The organism is Enterobacter cloacae complex sp. ECC445 (assembly GCF_021892025.1).
In the GTDB taxonomy this organism is placed as follows: Bacteria; Pseudomonadota; Gammaproteobacteria; order Enterobacterales; family Enterobacteriaceae; genus Enterobacter; species Enterobacter chengduensis.
In genome coordinates, this window is the sequence record NZ_JAKLRZ010000008.1 from 166,638 (window position 1) to 185,372 (window position 18,735).

General features: G+C 57.4%; 10 protein-coding genes. 2 read left to right on the forward strand and 8 right to left on the reverse strand.

Annotated features, from left to right (window positions below):
• Positions 1-38: 38 nt before the first annotated feature.
• The gene (gene lptD / locus L6R44_RS10050; RefSeq protein ID WP_237424041.1) at positions 39-2,390 is read right to left on the reverse strand and encodes an LPS assembly protein LptD; all 2,352 of its coding nucleotides are present in this window, start codon (positions 2,388-2,390) and stop codon (positions 39-41) included.
• 239 nt (positions 2,391-2,629) lie between these two features.
• Between lptD and djlA the strand changes: the two genes are divergently transcribed.
• Positions 2,630-3,445, forward strand: coding sequence for a co-chaperone DjlA (djlA, locus tag L6R44_RS10055; RefSeq protein ID WP_237424042.1), 816 nt, complete (start codon positions 2,630-2,632; stop codon positions 3,443-3,445).
• A 43-nt stretch (positions 3,446-3,488) separates the two neighbouring features.
• Here the strand turns inward: djlA and L6R44_RS10060 are convergent, their stop codons facing one another.
• The 7 genes from L6R44_RS10060 to araB all read right to left on the reverse strand — a co-directional run bounded on the left by L6R44_RS10060 (position 3,489) and on the right by araB (position 17,534).
• Entirely contained in the window at positions 3,489-6,959 is a 3,471-nt protein-coding gene (locus tag L6R44_RS10060; RefSeq protein WP_237424043.1) for an autotransporter outer membrane beta-barrel domain-containing protein, read from the reverse strand.
• A gap of 309 nt (positions 6,960-7,268) precedes the next feature.
• Positions 7,269-7,928, reverse strand: coding sequence for a bifunctional tRNA pseudouridine(32) synthase/23S rRNA pseudouridine(746) synthase RluA (gene rluA, locus L6R44_RS10065; protein ID WP_237424044.1), 660 nt, complete (start codon positions 7,926-7,928; stop codon positions 7,269-7,271).
• A gap of 12 nt (positions 7,929-7,940) precedes the next feature.
• Complete coding sequence (rapA, locus tag L6R44_RS10070; RefSeq protein WP_237424045.1) at positions 7,941-10,847, reverse strand: RNA polymerase-associated protein RapA; 2,907 nt, start codon at positions 10,845-10,847, stop codon at positions 7,941-7,943.
• A 128-nt stretch (positions 10,848-10,975) separates the two neighbouring features.
• Positions 10,976-13,333 carry a DNA polymerase II gene (gene polB, locus L6R44_RS10075; protein ID WP_237424046.1) on the reverse strand — a complete coding sequence of 786 codons (2,358 nt, stop codon included), beginning with the start codon at positions 13,331-13,333 and terminating at the stop codon, positions 10,976-10,978.
• 195 nt (positions 13,334-13,528) lie between these two features.
• A complete protein-coding gene (gene araD / locus L6R44_RS10080; RefSeq protein ID WP_237424047.1) occupies positions 13,529-14,224 on the reverse strand; it encodes an L-ribulose-5-phosphate 4-epimerase in 696 nt (231 codons plus the stop codon).
• An 87-nt stretch (positions 14,225-14,311) separates the two neighbouring features.
• Positions 14,312-15,814 carry an L-arabinose isomerase gene (gene araA / locus L6R44_RS10085; RefSeq protein WP_237424085.1) on the reverse strand — a complete coding sequence of 501 codons (1,503 nt, stop codon included), beginning with the start codon at positions 15,812-15,814 and terminating at the stop codon, positions 14,312-14,314.
• Positions 15,815-15,824: 10 nt separating this feature from the next.
• The gene (araB, locus tag L6R44_RS10090; RefSeq protein WP_237424048.1) at positions 15,825-17,534 is read right to left on the reverse strand and encodes a ribulokinase; all 1,710 of its coding nucleotides are present in this window, start codon (positions 17,532-17,534) and stop codon (positions 15,825-15,827) included.
• A gap of 336 nt (positions 17,535-17,870) precedes the next feature.
• Here araB and araC point away from each other — a divergent pair, with 336 nt between their 5' ends.
• Positions 17,871-18,716, forward strand: coding sequence for an arabinose operon transcriptional regulator AraC (araC, locus tag L6R44_RS10095; RefSeq protein ID WP_237424049.1), 846 nt, complete (start codon positions 17,871-17,873; stop codon positions 18,714-18,716).
• The last annotated feature ends 19 nt before the right edge of the window (positions 18,717-18,735 follow it).

An 18,735-nucleotide genomic window follows, 5' to 3' on the forward strand; every position in this document is an offset into this window, starting at 1 on the left:
ATTAACCGCAAAGCGGATTACGTTGCAAATCAAGCACATTACAAGGCGCTACTGTACGGCAGAATATTCGAGCGCAGCATTTTCTGGGTACCCAGACCGTAGTTGGAACTCAGGCCGCGTAACTCGAAGTTAAAGCCAATCACGTTATCGTATTTGCTCTGATTGTTTTCAGTGTTCCAGCCGTTAAGCTTACGTTCGTAACCGACACGCAGCGCGTAACAGCAGGAGTTATATTGCAGACCTACCATCTGGTCAGCAGCTTTATTGGCGTTGGTGTCGAAGTAGTACGCACCTACGATTGACCAACGATCGGCGATGGGCCAGCTTGCTGCACCACCCACCTGTGAGATACCGTCTTTATACTGCTCTGCAGTACCGTAGTTCGGTAACGTCGCCTGAATATATTCCGGGCTGGCATAACGATAGGTCAACTGCACCATACGATCTTCATCCCGGCGATACTCAATAGCTGCCGTACTGTTGGCGATATTGTCGAGACGGGTGTCATATTGCACGCCGCCGCGCAGGCCCCAACGATCGGTCATACGCCAGTAGGTGTCGCCAGCCCAAATCAGCGAGCCCGTCTTGTTATCTTTCTCCCACTTAATATTGTCATCGCCCGTGCGAGACTCGGTGAAATAGTAGATTTGACCAACAGAAACGTTAAAACGTTCAACGGCGGCATCATCATATACGCGCGTTGTGACACCGGTCGTTAACTGGTTAGCGGAGGCGATGCGGTCAAGGCCGCCGTAGGTACGGTCACGGAACAGGCCGCTGTAGTCAGATTGCAGTAAAGAGGAGTCATAGTTGTTGATGTTGCTCTGGTCGCGATAAGGCACGTACAGGTACTGCATACGTGGCTCCAGCGTCTGAGTATAACCATCTGCCAACAAGGCCATATCACGCTCAAAGATCAGCTTGCCGTCCATTTTGAACTGCGGAAGCGTGCGGTTAACCGACTCTTCCAGATGAGCATTGTTAGTTGTGTTGTAATTATCGATATTTTTTTGCTGATAGTGCGTCGCCATCAGCTTGGCTTCGGTATCCAGGCTTGCCCAATCGTTGGACCACGGCAGATTGATCGTCGGCTCAAGGTGAACACGCGTGGCTTCAGGCATGTCCGAATCCGTGTTAACGAAATGCACCGCCTGAGCGTACACATGGGTGTCAAATGGACCCACATCATTCTGATACCAATTAACATCCAGCTGGGGCTCAGCGCCGTAGGTAGGCGTGGCCTGGTCAGAAAATACCTGGAACTGCTTGGTCGAGACGGTTGCGTCAAAGTTCTGCACCGCATAGCCTACGCTGAATTTCTGCGTGGCATAGCCATCCGTACTTGAGCCGTATTTCGAAGAGAAGTCGTTAAAATAAGACGAATCGCTAACTTTGGTGTAGTCAACATTAAAGCGCCACACCTGATCCATCACCCCGGCATGCTGCCAGTAGTATAACCAGCGGTGCTTATCGCCCTCGGTCGGATGCTCGTCCTGGAAGACTTTATCCGACGGCAGATAATCCAGCTCCATCAGACCTGCACCAGCGTGAGTGAGATAGCGGAACTCGTTCTCCCACATGACGTTGCCGCGCTTGTGGATATAGTGCGGCGTGATCGTCGCATCCATGTTGGGCGCGATGTTCCAGTAATACGGCAGGTAGAACTCAAAGTAGTTCGTGGTGCTGTATTTGGCATTTGGGATCAGGAAGCCCGAGCGGCGTTTGTCACCCACGGGAAGCTGCAGATAAGGGCTGTAGAATACCGGTACCGGGCCCAGCTTAAAGCGCGCGTTCCAGATCTCCGCGACCTGTTCTTCACGGTCATGGATAACTTCGCTCCCGACCACGCTCCAGGTATTTGAACCCGGCAGACATGACGTGAACGTACCGTTTTCCAGGATCGTATAGCGGTTTTCGCCGCGCTGTTTCATCAGGTCTGCGTCACCGCGCCCCTGGCGACCCACCATCTGGTAATCACCTTCCCAGACGTTAGTATCTTTCGTATTCAGGTTTGACCAGGCTTTCGGACCTTTCAGGATGACCTGATTGTCGTCATAGTGCACATTACCCAGCGCATCCACCGTGCGTACCGGCTCGGCCGCGCCTTCCGGCTGCTTCTGGTGCAACTGCACTTCATCTGCCTGCAGGCGGCTATTGCCCTGGTTAATATCCACATTGCCCGTAAACGTGGCATTGTCAGGGTAGGTCCCTTTAGAACTGTCGGCAGTAATGGTTACCGGCAAGCTATTTGTATCGCCACTCACCAGTGGGCGATTATAGCTTGGGACGCCAAGCATACATTGCGAGGCGAGATCGGCCGCCAGCCCCTGTTGACTGTACAGGGCGGTGCCAATCATTGTGGCCAGGAGGGTGGGGATACGTTTTTTCATACGTTGTATTTTATTGTTCCGTCATCAGTGGCTACGGCTTACAAACGCTCAGAGACTATCTTACTCATCTGCGCAGTACCAGCGTTAATCCTGCCCGTTTGCGTGCCAGAGTGTTAGGCTCGCTATCGAATGACGAGTATGATAAAGCAAATTATAGGCGATGTCCTTCAATTGACCGTGACTTGAACACAGTGATGATGACGTTGCGTCGGCCAGGAATATGACTATCCGGGGAGTATATGCAGTATTGGGGTAAAATAATCGGCGTTGCGTTCGCCATCATCATGGGTGCCGGGTTCTGGGGAGTTGTGCTTGGGCTTATTATCGGCCATATGTTTGACAAGGCGCGCAGCCGCAAAATGGCCTGGTTTGCCAACCAGCGCGAGCGTCAGTCTCTCTTTTTCTCGACCACCTTTGAGGTCATGGGGCACTTAACCAAATCCAAAGGGCGCGTCACCGAAGCCGATATTCAGATTGCCAGCGTCTTTATGGATCGCATGAACCTGCACGGTGACTCCCGTCTGGCAGCGCAGAATGCGTTTCGCATCGGTAAAGCGGATAACTATCCGCTTCGCGAAAAAATGCGTCAGTTCCGCAGCATCTGCTTTGGACGTTTTGATTTAATTCGGATGTTTCTGGAAATTCAAATCCAGGCGGCGTTTGCTGACGGTTCACTTCACCCTAACGAACGTGACGTGCTTTACGTCATTGCGGAAGAGCTGGGCATCTCCCGTATGCAGTTCGATCAGTTCCTGCGCATGATGCAGGGTGGGGCGCAGTTTGGCGGCGGCTATCACCAGCAGTCCTCTGGCGGTGCCTGGCAGCAGGCGCAGCGGGGCCCGACGCTGGAAGATGCCTGCAACGTGCTTGGTGTAAAGCCCACTGACGATCAGACCACCATCAAGCGCGCCTATCGTAAGCTGATGAGCGAGCACCATCCGGACAAGCTGGTCGCGAAAGGCTTACCGCCGGAAATGATGGAGATGGCGAAGCAAAAAGCGCAGGAAATCCAGAAGGCGTACGAGCTGATCAAAGAGAAGAAAGGTTTCAAATAAGCAGGGCCGCGTAAGCGGCCCTCTTTTTTACGTTTCCTGCGAATTACCAGCTGTAGCGAACGTTCAGACTGCCGTTCAGGTCGCTGTAATCATTGCTGCCTTTCTGACCCGCAGCCTGAGCGGTGATGCTCCACTGTTTGTTCACGTTTGCCTGGATACCCACTTTCAGCTCAGCGCGGTCTGACGGCAGGTCCTGCTTCACTTCGGTGTCCCCGAAAGTGACGGCGCCTTCATCGGATGAGTGCAGCCAGTTTACCTCGGCAAACGGCTGGATAACGGCATCCGGCGCCTTTTGCAGCTTGCTGTCCACGCGCAGGCCCATTCGGGTTGTCAGCGTGTCACCGTTCTGGCCATCAATCTGCGTGCCGCTCTTATCCTTCACGCTGTCTGCACGATAGTTCTGCCAGATAGCCTGTACCTGTGGCGTCAGGCTCAGCGTGCTGTTTTGCAGGGCAATATCATAACGGTAACCCGCTTCCAGCGAGACGGCGTGCGCAGTTGAATCGTAGTCGGTGGTGCCAACATCGCCATTTTTCACGCTGTTGTTGTACATCCCATACTGATACCAGCTGTCAACGTAGGTGCCAGCGTGCTGCTGGGCATCTTCAAACCAGGTGGCATAAACGCCTACGTTGTAGCCGTCCATGTCGCCGCTTGCGCTAAGACGGCTGCCATCCGCCCCTTCATTGCCGGTGCTGTCGGTGCTGCTGTTGATATAGCTGCCCATGACGCCCACCGTCAGGCTCTGTTCACCGTTGCTCCAGGCAGCAAGATCGCTACCCAACTGGAGCTGGCTATAGTTACCGTCAATGTCTACATTATCGCCAGCCGCGGTAGACTGGTTGTTACCCGCTTTAAAGCGCGCCCACAGGGAGCCGTTATCGGAACGAAGCTGGCTGCCTTCACGGTCAAACAGCGTCTGCTGCTGCAGGCTCAGCGCCATAGACTGGTTGCCAAGGTACGCACCGATGTCTGCACGGTACTGTGGCGTATTGTTGCCGCCGCTGGTGATTGAACGCAGGAACCAGTCGCCCTGATCTTCATAAAGGCGATATTCGAAGGCGTTTACCTGCACCTGGTTGCCCTGGGTGAAGGTGCCGTTTGACTCGCCGCCGACGTCAATGACCTTAATGCCATTTTCCGTCAATGCACCTTCGCCACCGATGTTGTTGATGTATACGGTGGTATCGCCGGAGGTATCACCCGCAATCTTGACCAGATCCGTTGGAGAGTCGTCGCCGCCCAGTTTGGTATTAATGGTGATCGCGCCGTTGTCGCTGATGTAATCGCCGTTGATAACCAGCGTATTACCGGTGGTTTTCTCATCGCTGGTGATATCGCCGCTAATGATGTTGCCGCCGTTGGTCATGTCGCCGTTAATCGTCAGCGTGTCATCGAACTTCACGGTACCATCGTTGATCACGTTCGCGTTTGCGGTGCCGTTGTCGCCGCCGAAGGTCGCGCCCTCTGCCACGTAAATGGTCTGATCGCTGCCGTCTACGCCAATGGCGCCATCTTCACCAATCCACAGCGTACCGTCGTTGATGTGGGTATCGCCGCTGTAGGTGTTATCCGCATCGAGGATCAGCGTACCTTCGCCTTCTTTAACCAGCGACTCGCCGTCCCAGCCGGTTGCCGCGTTGGCAGGCTGGTCATCCAGTACGGTATCAATGGTGAAGCTGTCGTCGGCGTCGTCAATGGTGTACGTACCGTGGGCTGGCGCATCCGCGTTATCCTCACCGGCGAACCAGGTCAGGGAGGCGGAGACGTCATAAAGGGTGTTGTCCGCGGCATTCACATGGCCAGAAAGCGCGAGGAAATCCGCTGAGTGCATCCCGGCGATGGTAATGTCGCTGAAGTCGCCCGCAATGGCGTTTTCGGCATCAACGACCGTGACCGCATTTTGGTTTGCCAGATCCTCAACACCTTCAAACCCGGTAATGTTCAACGTGCCGCCGAGCGTCGCCTGCTGCGCGGTAATTGGCGCTGCGGTGGAGGCCGTGCTCAGCCAGACGTCGGTGACGCTATCATTGTTCAGGGTCAGGTTACCGACGTTCAGGGTACCGACGTTGCCGTTTGCATCTCCCAGCGTGATTCGCCCGCTGCTGGTCAGGTTGCCGACGGATGAGTTTCCGGTCAGCACCCACTGGCTGGTATTATCCAGCGACATGCTGACGTTATCGGTATTCGCGTTGATCACACCGGTAAGGGTGCTGTTTTCCGCGTTAAACGTGACGGCATCCGTCGTGGTGTTGACGGTGAGCAGATTATCAGGGGTCGCAGTATTAAAATTTTTCACCGTGATGTTTGCTGCGCCAGAATCAACCAGGAATGCACTGCCGTCAGCATTGGATGTGGCTATACTGCCGCCATCAACCGTGAGTTCGTTGGTATACGCCTTTTTACCTTTAACCAGGTAGTATCCCGCGTCAGCGCCTTCTACCTTGCTGTTGGTTATCGTCGCATGACCGCCGTTTTCCAGCGCAACGCCGTAAGATTTATCGCTGGTCACCGTCAGGTCGGTCGCATTCAGGGTTGCCTGATCCGCTGCACGTAAGCCATAGGAATTTTCACCTGAAGTGTGAACCGTGCCGCCATTGAGCGTCAGCGATGATTTGGCGTTATAGCTGGTTGAAGCACCATGCGAACCCTCCCCGCTGGTGGAAAGGTCAATATTATCGACGCGCATTTCCTCCTGGTTATAGATGCCATAGGTGCCATTCCCCGTTGTGGTTATTGTCACGTTGTTCAGATTCATCGAACCACCGGACGCGCTATATATTCCGTAAGCTGCATCGCCTTTGGTGGTTATTGACACATCCGAACCGTTTACAGCCGTCTCACCGCCGATGGCTGCGATCCCCGAACTGGAGGCGCCCGTGGCATTAATCTGGGTGTTATTGATCGTCAGGGCCGCGCCGTCGTCAGCGACCATAATGCCATACTTCCCGGCGCTGATTTCGGCGTTGCGCACGTCAACCGATGCACTCGTTGACCAACCCGTTTGTACCGCGATTGCCGTGCTGTTATTACCTGTGGCGGTGTATGTTCCACCGTCAAGCGTGGCTTTAGCATCCAGCACATTTATTGCGATTATCTGGCTGTTATTGTCCGTACTGTTAACGTTGACCGTTGTACCCGCATCGTCCAGAATTAATTCCGCCCCATTATGAACAATTACTGCAGTTGATGTCGCATCATCGACAGTATCGAAGTTGACGGTTACAGGGCCGGCATCATCCACAAAGGTGCCCTTACCATCGGCACTGATGACTGGTTGCTGACTTTTTTCGGTGGTGTTGGAATAGGTTCCAGAGATTGTGCTTTTTTCGCCTTCAGGCGCTTTAAACGTCCTGTCTTCCGCATACCCCGCAGAGCTTGCCAGAATCAGCGCGGCAACCAGCCCCCCCGCGCGCACCTGAGATTTGATTCTGCTGTCGCCGCGGGCAAACTCCGAGGCAACAACGTACATATTACGTGCGCTGTTCCAGACAATATTATACTGCTTGTTCATATCTTCATTCCTTTGTTGAAAAATCCAGTTCCAATGTTGAGCAGAGGGGAAACGTGTTTATTTACCAGAAGAGGAAATAAAGGTGTTTTTACCGACAGCTTATAAGCTGATTCTTATATTATGCAGTGCAGAAAAGCATGACTAATTTAAAAAAGTTAATTGGGTATTTAGTTTTATTTAAATTATTTTGGTTGGTTATGTATTGCGGGGTTTTAAGCAGAATTTTACGGTGATATATATTTTTTTGGTTATGTTTCAAAAAGAAGAATGAACACTCTGTAAATAAAGAGTGTTCATAATGTGACAATATTAGAAATCAGCGGTTGCTCTGAAGGTCATCGTCGTGCCGTAGGCCGGGTGAGTAACCGTTAAGCTTTCAGCATGCAGCTGCAGGCGCGGCGCCAGCGCCAGGGCTTCCGGCGGCGCGTAAAACCGATCGCCCAGAATCGGATGTCCTAAGGCAAGCATATGCACGCGCAGCTGGTGTGAACGCCCGGTAATCGGCTTAAGCAGGACGCGCGCGGTGTTATCCGGCGCGTACTCCAGCACTTCATAATCGGTCTGCGCTGCCTTGCCGGTTTCATAACACACCTTCTGCTTTGGCCGGTTCGGCCAGTCGCAGATCAGCGGTAAATCTACCAGCCCTTCCGCCTGCGCGGGGTGACCCCATACGCGGGCGACGTACTGTTTTTTCGGCTCGCGCTCGCGGAACTGGCGTTTTAACTCGCGCTCTGCCGCTTTATTCAGCGCTACCACAATCACCCCGCTGGTGGCCATATCCAGGCGATGGACGGACTCCGCCTGCGGATAATCGCGCTGAATGCGCGTCATCACGCTGTCTTTATGCTCGTCCAGACGCCCCGGCACGGACAGCAGGCCGCTCGGCTTGTTGACGACCATAATGTGGTCATCCTGATACAGAATGACCAGCCAGGGATCCTGCGGCGGATTGTAAGGCTCCATCACCATCTTGCGCTCCGTTTACTGATGCGTCACAACGATAAGACGCAGGGCATCCAGACGCCAGCTTGCCTGATTCAGGCTTTCCAGCACCTGCTGACGGTTGCTTTCAATCGCCGTCAGCTCGTCGTCACGGATGTTCGGGTTGACGGCTTTTAGCGCTTCCAGACGGGACAGCTCGGCAGACAGTTTCTCGTCGGCTTCGCTGCGCGCGGCGTCAATCAGCGCTCTGGCCGCCTTCTCAATCTGGGTTTCGCCCAACTGCAGAATGGCGTGCACGTCCTGCTGTACCGCGTTCACCAGCTTGCTGCCCGTATGGCGGTTTACCGCGCTCAGCTGTCGGTTGAAGCTTTCAAATTCAACCTGCCCCGCGAGGTTAGTGCCGTTTTTATCCAGCAGCAGACGCACCGGCGTTGGCGGCAGGAAGCGGGTAAGCTGCAGCTGTTTCGGCGCCTGCGCTTCCACCACGTAAATCAGCTCCACCAGCAGCGTGCCCACCGGCAGCGCCTTGTTTTTCAACAGGGAAATGGTGCTGCTGCCGGTATCGCCGGAGAGGATCAGATCCAGGCCGTTGCGGATCAGCGGGTGTTCCCAGGTGATGAACTGCGCATCTTCGCGGGACAGCGCCACGTCACGCTCGAAGGTGATGGTGCAGCCATCTTCCGGCAGGCCCGGAAAATCCGGCACCAGCATGTGATCGGACGGGGTCAGAACAATCAGGTTCTCGCCGCGGTCGTCCTGGTTAATCCCGACGATGTCGAACAGGTTCATGGAGAAGCTAATCAGGCTGGTGTCATCGTCCTGCTCTTCAATGCTCTCGGCCAGCGCCTGGGCTTTTTCACCGCCGTTGGAGTGAATTTCCAGCAGGCGGTCGCGGCCCTGCTCCAGCTGCGCTTTCAGCGCGTCGTGCTTCTCGCGGCAGGATTTGATCAGCTCATCAAACCCTTCCACGTTTTCCGGCGCGACCAGGTAGCCGATCAGATCCCCATGCACCTGGTCGTAAATGGTGCGGCCCGTCGGGCAGGTATGTTCAAACGCGTCCAGACCTTCGTGGAACCAGCGCACCAGCACGGACTGGGCGGTTTTTTCCAGATACGGCACGTGGATCTGAATATCATGCGCCTGGCCGATACGGTCCAGACGACCGATACGCTGCTCCAGCAGATCCGGGTTAAACGGCAGGTCAAACATCACCAGGTTGCTGGCGAACTGGAAGTTACGGCCTTCAGAGCCGATTTCCGAGCACAGCAGAACCTGTGCGCCGCTGTCCTCTTCCGCGAACCACGCCGCGGCGCGGTCGCGTTCGACGATGGACATGCCTTCGTGGAACACGGCGGCGCGAATACCTTCACGCTCGCGCAGAACCTGCTCCAGCTGCAGCGCGGTGGCCGCTTTGGCGCAGATCACCAGCACCTTCTGGGAGCGGTGTGCGGTCAGGTAGCCCATCAGCCACTCCACGCGCGGGTCGAAGTTCCACCACGTACCGGTATCGCCTTCAAACTCCTGGTAGATTTGTTCCGGATAGAGCATGTCGCGGGCGCGCTCTTCCTGGGTTTTGCGCGCACCCATAATGCCGGAGACCTTGATTGCCGTCTGATACTGCGTCGGCAGCGGCAGCTTGATGGTGTGCAGCTCGCGTTTCGGGAAACCTTTCACGCCGTTGCGGGTGTTGCGGAACAGCACGCGGCTGGTGCCGTGGCGGTCCATCAGCATCTCGATCAGCTCTTTACGCGCGGATCCCGCGTTGTCGCTGTCGCTGTTTGCGGCCTGTAACAGCGGCTCGATATCCTGCTCGCCGATCAGCTCGCTCAGGGTGTTGAGTTCGTCATTAGAGAGACGCTTGCCCGCCAGCAGCATGGCGACGGCATCCGCGACCGGACGGTAGTTATTCTGTTCTTCCACAAACTGCGCGAAGTCGTGGAAACGGTTTGGATCGAGCAGGCGCAGGCGGGCGAAGTGGCTTTCGAGGCCCAGCTGCTCCGGCGTTGCGGTCAGCAGCAGGACGCCCGGGACGTGCTCGGCAAGCTGCTCGATCGCCAGGTATTCGCGGCTTGGCGCGTCTTCGCTCCAGACCAGGTGGTGCGCTTCGTCAACGACCATAATGTCCCACTCGGCATCGCACAGGTGCTCAAGACGCTGCTTGCTGCGGCGCACGAAGTCCAGGGAACAAATGACCAGCTGTTCGGTTTCAAACGGGTTGTCGGCGTCGTGCTGCGCTTCGGCATAGCGTTCGTCGTCAAACAGGGAGAAGCGCAGGTTGAAGCGGCGGAGCATCTCGACCAGCCACTGGTGCTGCAGGGTTTCTGGCACCACAATCAGCACGCGCTCGGCGGCGCCGGAAAGCAGCTGTTGATGCAGGATCATGCCCGCTTCGATGGTTTTACCCAGGCCGACCTCATCGGCCAGCAGCACGCGCGGCGCGTGGCGGCGGCCCACGTCATGGGCGATGTTCAGCTGGTGTGGGATCAGGCTGGTGCGCTGACCGCGCAGGCCGCTCCACGGCATGCGGTACTGTTCACTCTGGAACTTGCGCGCGCGATAGCGCAGCGAGAAACGATCCATACGGTCGATTTGCCCGGCAAACAGGCGGTCCTGCGGCTTGCTGAACACCAGCTTGCTGTCGAGCAGCACTTCACGCAGGATGACATTGGCCTCGTCGGTGTCCAGACGGGTGCCGATATAGGCGAGCAGTCCATTCTCTTCTTTTACGTCTTCAATCTTGAGCTGCCAGCCGTCATGGCTGGTCACGGTGTCACCCGGATTAAACATCACGCGGGTTACAGGGGAGTCATTGCGAGCGTACAGGCGGTTTTCACCGGTGGCAGGGAAGAGGAGGGTAACCATGCGCGTATCGATTGCTACGACGGTTCCTAATCCAAGTTCGCTTTCTGTATCGCTGATCCAGCGTTGACCAAGTGTAAAAGGCATAGTTGTTCGGCTCTAATCTTTAATTGCAGGCAATAGTTCGACCCCCGTCAAAAAAGACGGTCATCGAAAAATGGGTCCGGGAATGGAAAGGGCGCTATGGTACTGGATGGCAGCCATTTCGTCACGCGTCAAAATAGGCCAAGTTGCCCTGTCACTAGTGTAGCAAAGTCGTCGTCAATGAAGGGCAAAATTCCGTCGGCGACCGGCTGAAGCTGACGCGTCAAATAGTGTTCATAATCGAGCGGTGAGTGCTGATAATCCACGGGTTCCGGGCCGTTGGTGGTCCAGACGTATTTGATGGTTCCCCGGTTCTGGTACTGCGGCGCGCGGCCGCGCTTCACGTTCTCTTCATCCGCCAGGCGCGCGGCGCGCACGTGCGGAGGAACGTTGCGCTGATACTCCGCCAGCGGACGGCGCAGGCGCTTGCGGTAGACCAGCTGGTTATCGAGTTCGCCCGCCATCAGGCTGGCTATCGTCTCGCGAACGTAGTCCTGATAAGGCTCATTGCGGAACACCCGCAGGTAAAGCGTTTGCTGGAACTGCTGCGCCAGGGGCGTCCAGTCGGTGCGAACCGTCTCCAGCCCTTTAAAGACCATCCGCTGCGCGTCGCCTTCCTGAATCAGCCCGGCGTAGCGCTTCTTGCTGCCCTGATCGGTACCGCGAATGGTGGGCATTAAAAAGCGGGCGAAATAGGTTTCAAATTCCAGTTCCAGGGCGCTGGTTAACCGCTCTTTTTGCAAATGTGTCTGCCACCAGTCGTTCACGAAGGCGACCAGCGTTTTGCCGATTTGCGCGGCGTCGTCTTCTGAATGCGCGCCCTTAAGCCAGACAAAAGTGGAGTCCGTGTCGCCGTAGATGACGTCATAGCCCCGGGATTCAATCAGCGCTTTGGTCTGGCGCATAATCTCGTGCCCGCGCATGGTGATCGAGGAGGCGAGGCGCGGGTCAAAGAAGCGGCAGGCGCTGGTGCCCAACACCCCATAAAACGCATTCATGATGATTTTCAGCGCCTGCGAGAGCGGCTTGTTGCCGTGGCGCTTGGCCTCGTCGCGGCCGTTCCAGATGTTGCCCACAATGTCAGGCAGGCAGTGTTTTTTCCGCGAGAAGCGTGCGCCGAGAAAGCCTTCGGTGCTGTGCTCATCATCCGGCTCAGCCATGCCCTCAACCAGCCCGACGGGATCGATCAGGAAGGTGCGGATAATCGACGGGTACAGGCTTTTGTAGTCCAGCACCAGAACGGAGTCGTATAACCCCGGTTGCGAATCCATGACGTAGCCGCCGGGGCTCGCCTGCGGCGGCACGTCCCCGAGGTTGGGGGCGACGTAGCCTGCCCGGTGCATTCGCGGAAAATAGAGGTGGCTAAAGGCCGCCACGGAGCCGCCGTGCCTGTCAACCGCGAGGCCGTTCACCGTCGCGCGCTCCAGCAGGAACGGCATAATCTCGGTTTTGTGGAATATCTGCGTGACCAGCTCGCAGTCTTTCAGGTTATAGATGGCGAGCGCGGGCTTATCCTGGTTAAAGCGCCGGTCGATCTCGTCCATTCTGTCCCAGGGATTGTCGATGGATTTGCCTTCGCCAAGCAGCTCCTGCGCGACTGCTTCGAGGGAGAATGACGAGAAGTTCCAGAAGGCGGATTTCAGCGCCTCGATGCCGTCGATAATCAGGCGGCCATTGGCCTGGGCGAAGAAGACGCCGTTCTTGAAGCCGTGTTCGCGCCATTCCAGCTCGCTGTTTCCGCGCCCGAGCATCAGCGGAATGCGGTAGCGCTCGGCGTGCTTTTGCAGCACGCGCAGGTCGAACTGCACCACGTTCCAGCCAATCAGGACGTCGGGATCGTAGTCGGCAAACCACTGGTTAAGCTTCTCCAGCAGCTGCGGGCGGCTGTTGACGTACTCAAGCCGGAAATCCAGCGCGGAGGCATCGCCGTTCGGCGGCCCGAGCATGTAGACAACCCGATCGCCGCAGCCTTCCAGGCCAATGCAGTACAGCTCGCCGTGGCGGGTGGTTTCAATATCCAGGGAGACCCACTTCAGCGGTGGACGATAGTGCGGATTCGGCTTCAGGCGCGCGTTAACGAGGCTGCCGTTATGCGCGCAGCCGTCGACCCAGACCGGCGCGGTGATAAACCGCTCCATCAGGAAGCGTTCCGGTGGGCGGATATCGGCTTCGTAGAGCGTTACGCCCGCCTCGCGCAGCAGTTTTTCATAGCGCATCAGCTGACGATGGGCGCGGCAGTAGAGGCCGTAAACCGGCTGGCGGTGGAAATCTTTCAGCTCAAGGGGCGTTATGCGCCAGCCGTTTTCGCCGCGCAGCAGCTGTTTGACTTTTTCGACGTGCGCTTCAGGGATAAACGCCACGGACTCCTGCGGCGGCAGCGTCACGTGCAGCGGGCCGCTGTCCGTCGCCAGCCAGAACGCAACCTCGGTGCCCTGAGGCGTATCCCGCCAGTGTCGGGTCAGTAAAAAGCCTTCTTGCGCCTGCGTCACGCCGTTATCCCATAAAACAAAACCAGGCCTGATTATAGCCTGGTTAAGGTGGGTTTGCTGGGGTTTTATACAGTTATTGCGCGTAGTTTCCCCTCACCCCGGCCCTCTCCCCAAAGGGGCGAGGGGGAAATACGACTCCGTTCGATCCCCTCTCCCCTTTGGGGAGAGGGTTAGGGTGAGGGGTAAGGATTACTGCTACTGCCCGTAATACGCCTTTGCCCCATGCTTGCGAAGGTAGTGCTTATCCAGCAGGGTTTGCTGCATGTCCGGCAGCTGCGGCGCCAGCTGGCGACAGAAGATCCCCATATAGGCAACCTCTTCCAGCACGATGGCGTTATGTACCGCGTCTTCCGCGTTTTTACCCCAGGCAAACGGCCCGTGGGAGTGCACCAGCACGCCGGGCATTTGCGCCGCGTCGATACCCTGTTTCTCAAAGGTTTCGACAATCACGTTACCGGTTTCCCACTCGTACTCGCCGTTGATTTCGGCGTCGGTCATCAGGCGCGTGCAGGGAATGGTGCCGTAGAAGTAATCCGCGTGGGTGGTACCCGTGGCCGGGATGGACTGGCCCGCCTGCGCCCAGATGGTCGCATGGCGCGAATGGGTATGCACAATGCCGCCGATGGTCGGGAATGACTGATACAGCAGACGGTGGGTAGGCGTGTCGGACGACGGCTTTTTGTTCCCTTCCACCACTTCACCCGTCGCGATGCTGACCACCACCATATCGTCCGCCGTCATCACCGCGTAATCCACGCCGGAAGGCTTGATCACGAACACGCCTTTTTCGCGGTCAACGGCGCTAACGTTGCCCCAGGTCAGGGTCACCAGGTTATGTTTCGGCAGCGCCAGATTGGCGTCAAGCACCTGCTGCTTCAAAACTTCGAGCATTACGTTCTCCTTGCCGGGTGGCGCTTCGCTTACCCGGCCTACGGTTTTGTAGGCCCGGTAAACGCAGTGCCACCGGGCATTCAGGGCTTAGCGTTTTGAACCGTAATAGACTTCGTTCCAGCGCAGCGCGTCTTTGAACGCGGGCAGGCGGGTGTCGTTATCAATCACGGTCAGTTCGATATCGTGCAGCTCGGCGAACTGGCGCATGTCGTTCAGATCCAGCGCGTGGCTGAAGACGGTATGGTGTGCGCCACCGGCCAGGATCCAGGCTTCTGACGCGGTTGGCAGGTCAGGCTGTGCTTTCCACAGGGCGTTGGCGACCGGCAGTTTCGGCAGGGAGTGCGGCGTTTCAACTGCATCGACGCAGTTCACCAGCAGGCGGAAACGATCGCCCAGATCGATCAGGCTGGCGTTGATGGCCGGGCCCGTGCGGGTGTTGAAGATCAGACGCGCCGGATCGGCTTTACCGCCGATGCCGAGATACTGCACGTCAAGGATCGGTTTCTCTTCCACGGCGATCGACGGGCACACTTCCAGCATGTGCGAGCCGAGCACCAGGTCATTGCCGTTTTCGAAGTGGTAGGTGTAGTCCTCCATAAAGGAGGTGCCGCCCTGCAGACCGGTCGACATCACCTTCATGATGCGAAGCAGAGCGGCAGTTTTCCAGTCGCCTTCGCCCGCAAAGCCGTAGCCCTTCTGCATCAGACGTTGTACCGCCAGACCCGGCAGCTGTTTCAGACCGTGGAGGTCTTCAAAGGTGGTGGTGAAGGCGTGGAAGCCGCCCTGTTCCAGGAAGCGCTTCATGCCCAGCTCAATGCGCGCCGCGTCCAGCACGTTCTGGCGCTTGTCGCCGTTGATTTGTGCCGCAGGCGTCAGGCGGTAGCTGCTTTCGTACTCGTCCACCAGCGCGCTTACGTCGCCATCGCTGATTTCATTGACCACCTGCACCAGGTCGCCCACCGCCCAGGTATTGACGGAGAAGCCGAACTTGATCTGCGCGGCCACTTTGTCGCCGTCGGTGACCGCCACTTCACGCATGTTGTCGCCAAAACGCACCACTTTCAGGTGGCGAGTATCCTGTTTCGATACCGCCTGACGCATCCACGAGCCGATACGCTGTTGCGCTTTACCATCCTGCCAGTGGCCGGTGACCACCGCGTGCTGCTGACGCATGCGCGCGCCGATAAAGCCGAACTCGCGGCCGCCGTGCGCGGTCTGGTTCAGGTTCATGAAGTCCATATCGATGCTATCCCACGGCAGGGAGGCGTTGAACTGGGTATGGAACTGCAGCAGCGGTTTGTTGAGGATAGAAAGGCCGTTGATCCACATTTTGGCCGGTGAGAAGGTGTGCAGCCACACCACCAGACCGGCGCATTTGTCGTCGTAGTTGGCGTCGCGGCAGATGTGGGTGATTTCGTCCGGCGTCGTGCCCAGCGGTTTCAGCACCAGCTTGCACGGCAGTTTGGCCTCCGCGTTCAGTGCGTTAACGACGTGCTCCGCGTGTTTCGTCACCTGCTGCAGCGCTTCCGGTCCGTACAGATGCTGGCTGCCAATCACAAACCACACTTCATAGTTATTAAAAATGGTCATCATCGTGTCCTTAATGGGTCAGGGTTGCCGTAGTGTCCGCGGTGCTTTTGGCCGGGGCGGCGACAGGGAGATAGTGAAGTTCGGCGCTTTTTGCCCACTGCTGGTAGCGCTGATAAAGCTGTTCAAAGCGTTGCGCCTGCTGGACGCGCGGCTGGAGCGTGTTTTCGACGGCGCTCGCCATACGCTGCTGCGCGGTCGGGATATCCGCATGGACGCCTGCGGCCACGGCGGCGAAAATCGCCGCGCCCAGGGCGCAGCACTGATCGGACGCCACAATCTGCAGCGGACGGTTCAGCACGTCGCAGCAGGCCTGCATGATGACCGGGTTTTTACGGGCGATGCCGCCCAGCGCCATCACGTTATTCACGTCGATGCCCTGCTCGGTGAAGCACTCCATAATGGCGCGCGCGCCGAAGGCGGTGGCGGCAATCAGGCCACCGAACAGCGCCGGTGCGTCGGTCGCGAGGTTGAGATCGGTAATGACCCCTTTCAGGCGCTGGTTGGCAAACGGCGTGCGGCGGCCGTTGAACCAGTCAAGCACCACCGGAAGATGATCGAGAGACGGATTTTTTGCCCAGGCTTCCGTGAGCTGCGGCAGAAGCTGCTTTTTGCTCTCGGCGATCTGGGTTTTCAGTTCAGGATGCGCGGCCGCCAGCTGGTCCAGCGGCCAGCCCAGCACGCGGCCAAACCAGGCGTAGATATCGCCAAACGCGGACTGGCCGGCTTCCAGACCGATGAAGTCCGGCACCACGCTGCCGTCAACCTGGCCGCAGATGCCTTTCACCGCGCGGTCGCCGACGGTGGCTTTATCGGCCGTCAGGATGTCGCAGGTTGACGTCCCGATGACTTTGACCAGCGTGTTGGGCTGTGCGCCCGCGCCGACGGCGCCCATGTGGCAGTCAAAGGCACCGCCGGAGATCGCCACGTTCTGCGGCAGGCCGAGGCGTTTTGCCCACTCTTCGCAGAGCGTGCCCACCGGAATATCGGCGGTGAAGGTGTCGGTAAACAGCGGGTAGGTCAGGCTCTTGTTGATAATCGGGTCGAGCTCATCGAAGAACGCGGCAGGCGGCAGGCCGCCCCAGCTTTCATGCCACAGGGATTTATGCCCGGCGCTGCAGCGACCGCGGCGGATGTCCTGCGGACGGGTAGTGCCGGAGAGCAGGGCGGGCACCCAGTCGCACAGCTCAATCCACGATGCCGCAGCCTGCGCGACGGAGGCGTCGGCACGGGTGACGTGAAGGATCTTGGCCCAGAACCACTCGCTGGAGTAGATCCCGCCGATGTAGCGCGAGTAGTCTGTTTTGCCCGGCTGATGGCACAGGCGGGTGATGGCCTCGGCCTCTTCCACGGCGGTATGGTCTTTCCACAGCACGAACATGGCGTTCGGGTTGTCGGCGAATTCCGGGCGCAGCGCCAGCACGCGGCCTTCGGCATCCACCGGGGCAGGCGTGGAGCCGGTGCTGTCGACGCCAATCCCGACAATCTCCGCCCGCTGGGCGTCAGTCAGTTCAGCCAGGACGGTTTTGATCGCCGCTTCCATCGACTCAATATAGTCACGCGGGTGGTGGCGGAACTGGTTGTTAGGCGCATCGCAGTAGCGCCCCTCTTGCCAGCGCGGGTACCACTCAACGCTGGTTGCTATCTCCTGGCCAGTCGTACAGTCCACTGCCAGCGCGCGAACCGAGTCGCTGCCAAAATCGAGGCCAATCGCAATTGCCATGGTGTTGCTCCATCAAAAAACAGGTATGCAAGAACATTAGAGACTGGGGGCAAAAGTCGTCAGGCAGGATCCGCTAATCTTATGGACTAAATTGCTGTTACAACGGAAAGTGTGACGCCGTGCAAATATTCAATGTGGACATTTCTGCCGCACTTATAGACACTTTTGTTACTGCTTATCTGCCTGCTCTGGCGGAGAAATCAGGAGGAAAGGCTGAAACATGGCGGACGTAAAAGCGGCATGATGCTTTTTGGAGCGTTTCGCGGGCCATTTTTAAGCTGCTTTTAGCGATATGGACAATTGGTTTCCTTCAGGACCCTTGGGAGAACTGCATATATGGCCGAAACGCAAAACGATCCCCTGCTGCCGGGATACTCGTTTAACGCGCACCTTGTGGCGGGACTGACCCCTATCGAGGCTGAGGGATACCTCGATTTTTACGTCGACCGACCGCTCGGCATGAAAGGGTATATCCTCAACCTGACCGTGCGCGGCGAGGGAATTATCAAGAATGGCGACCAGCAGTTCGTCTGCCGCCCCGGCGATATCCTGCTGTTCCCGCCGGGAGAGATCCATCACTATGGCCGTCATCCGGATGCCAAAGAGTGGTATCACCAGTGGGTCTATTTCCGTCCGCGCGCCTACTGGCAGGAGTGGCTTACGTGGCCTGCTATTTTTGCGCACACCGGATTTTATCGCCCGGATGAGGTACATCTGGCACAGTTCCGTGAGCTGTTCGCACAGATAATTGAAGCGGGGCAGGCCGGTGGTCGCTACGCTGAGCTGCTGGCAATCAACCTGCTTGAACAGCTGCTGCTGCGACGGATGGAGGCCATTAACGAGTCGCTTAATCCCCCGCTGGATAACCGCGTGCGCGACGCCTGCCAGTACATCAGCGACCACCTGGCCGACAGCCAGTTTGATATTGCCAGCGTTGCCCAGCACGTGTGCCTGTCGCCGTCGCGGCTGTCGCATCTGTTCCGCCAGCAGCTGGGCGTCAGCGTGTTGAGCTGGCGCGAGGATCAGCGCATCAGCCAGGCGAAGCTGCTGCTCAGCACCACCCGAATGCCGATTGCCACCGTGGGGCGCAACGTGGGCTTTGAGGATCAGCTCTATTTTTCTCGCGTATTTAAAAAATGCACCGGCGCCAGCCCGAGTGAATTCCGCGCGGGATGTGAATAAACGGTAAAAAAAGATAAAC

Excerpts from the sequence above, each read along its gene's own strand:
- araD (WP_237424047.1), bottom strand. The coding sequence starts at position 14,224 with ATGCTCGAAGTTTTGAAGCAGCAGGTGCTTGACGCCAATCTGGCGCTG.
- lptD (WP_237424041.1), bottom strand. The coding sequence starts at position 2,390 with ATGAAAAAACGTATCCCCACCCTCCTGGCCACAATGATTGGCACCGCC.
- araC (WP_237424049.1), top strand. The coding sequence starts at position 17,871 with ATGGCCGAAACGCAAAACGATCCCCTGCTGCCGGGATACTCGTTTAAC.
- araB (WP_237424048.1), bottom strand. The coding sequence starts at position 17,534 with ATGGCAATTGCGATTGGCCTCGATTTTGGCAGCGACTCGGTTCGCGCG.
- rapA (WP_237424045.1), bottom strand. The coding sequence starts at position 10,847 with ATGCCTTTTACACTTGGTCAACGCTGGATCAGCGATACAGAAAGCGAA.
- araA (WP_237424085.1), bottom strand. The coding sequence starts at position 15,814 with ATGACCATTTTTAATAACTATGAAGTGTGGTTTGTGATTGGCAGCCAG.
- djlA (WP_237424042.1), top strand. The coding sequence starts at position 2,630 with ATGCAGTATTGGGGTAAAATAATCGGCGTTGCGTTCGCCATCATCATG.
- rluA (WP_237424044.1), bottom strand. The coding sequence starts at position 7,928 with ATGGTGATGGAGCCTTACAATCCGCCGCAGGATCCCTGGCTGGTCATT.
- L6R44_RS10060 (WP_237424043.1), bottom strand. The coding sequence starts at position 6,959 with ATGAACAAGCAGTATAATATTGTCTGGAACAGCGCACGTAATATGTAC.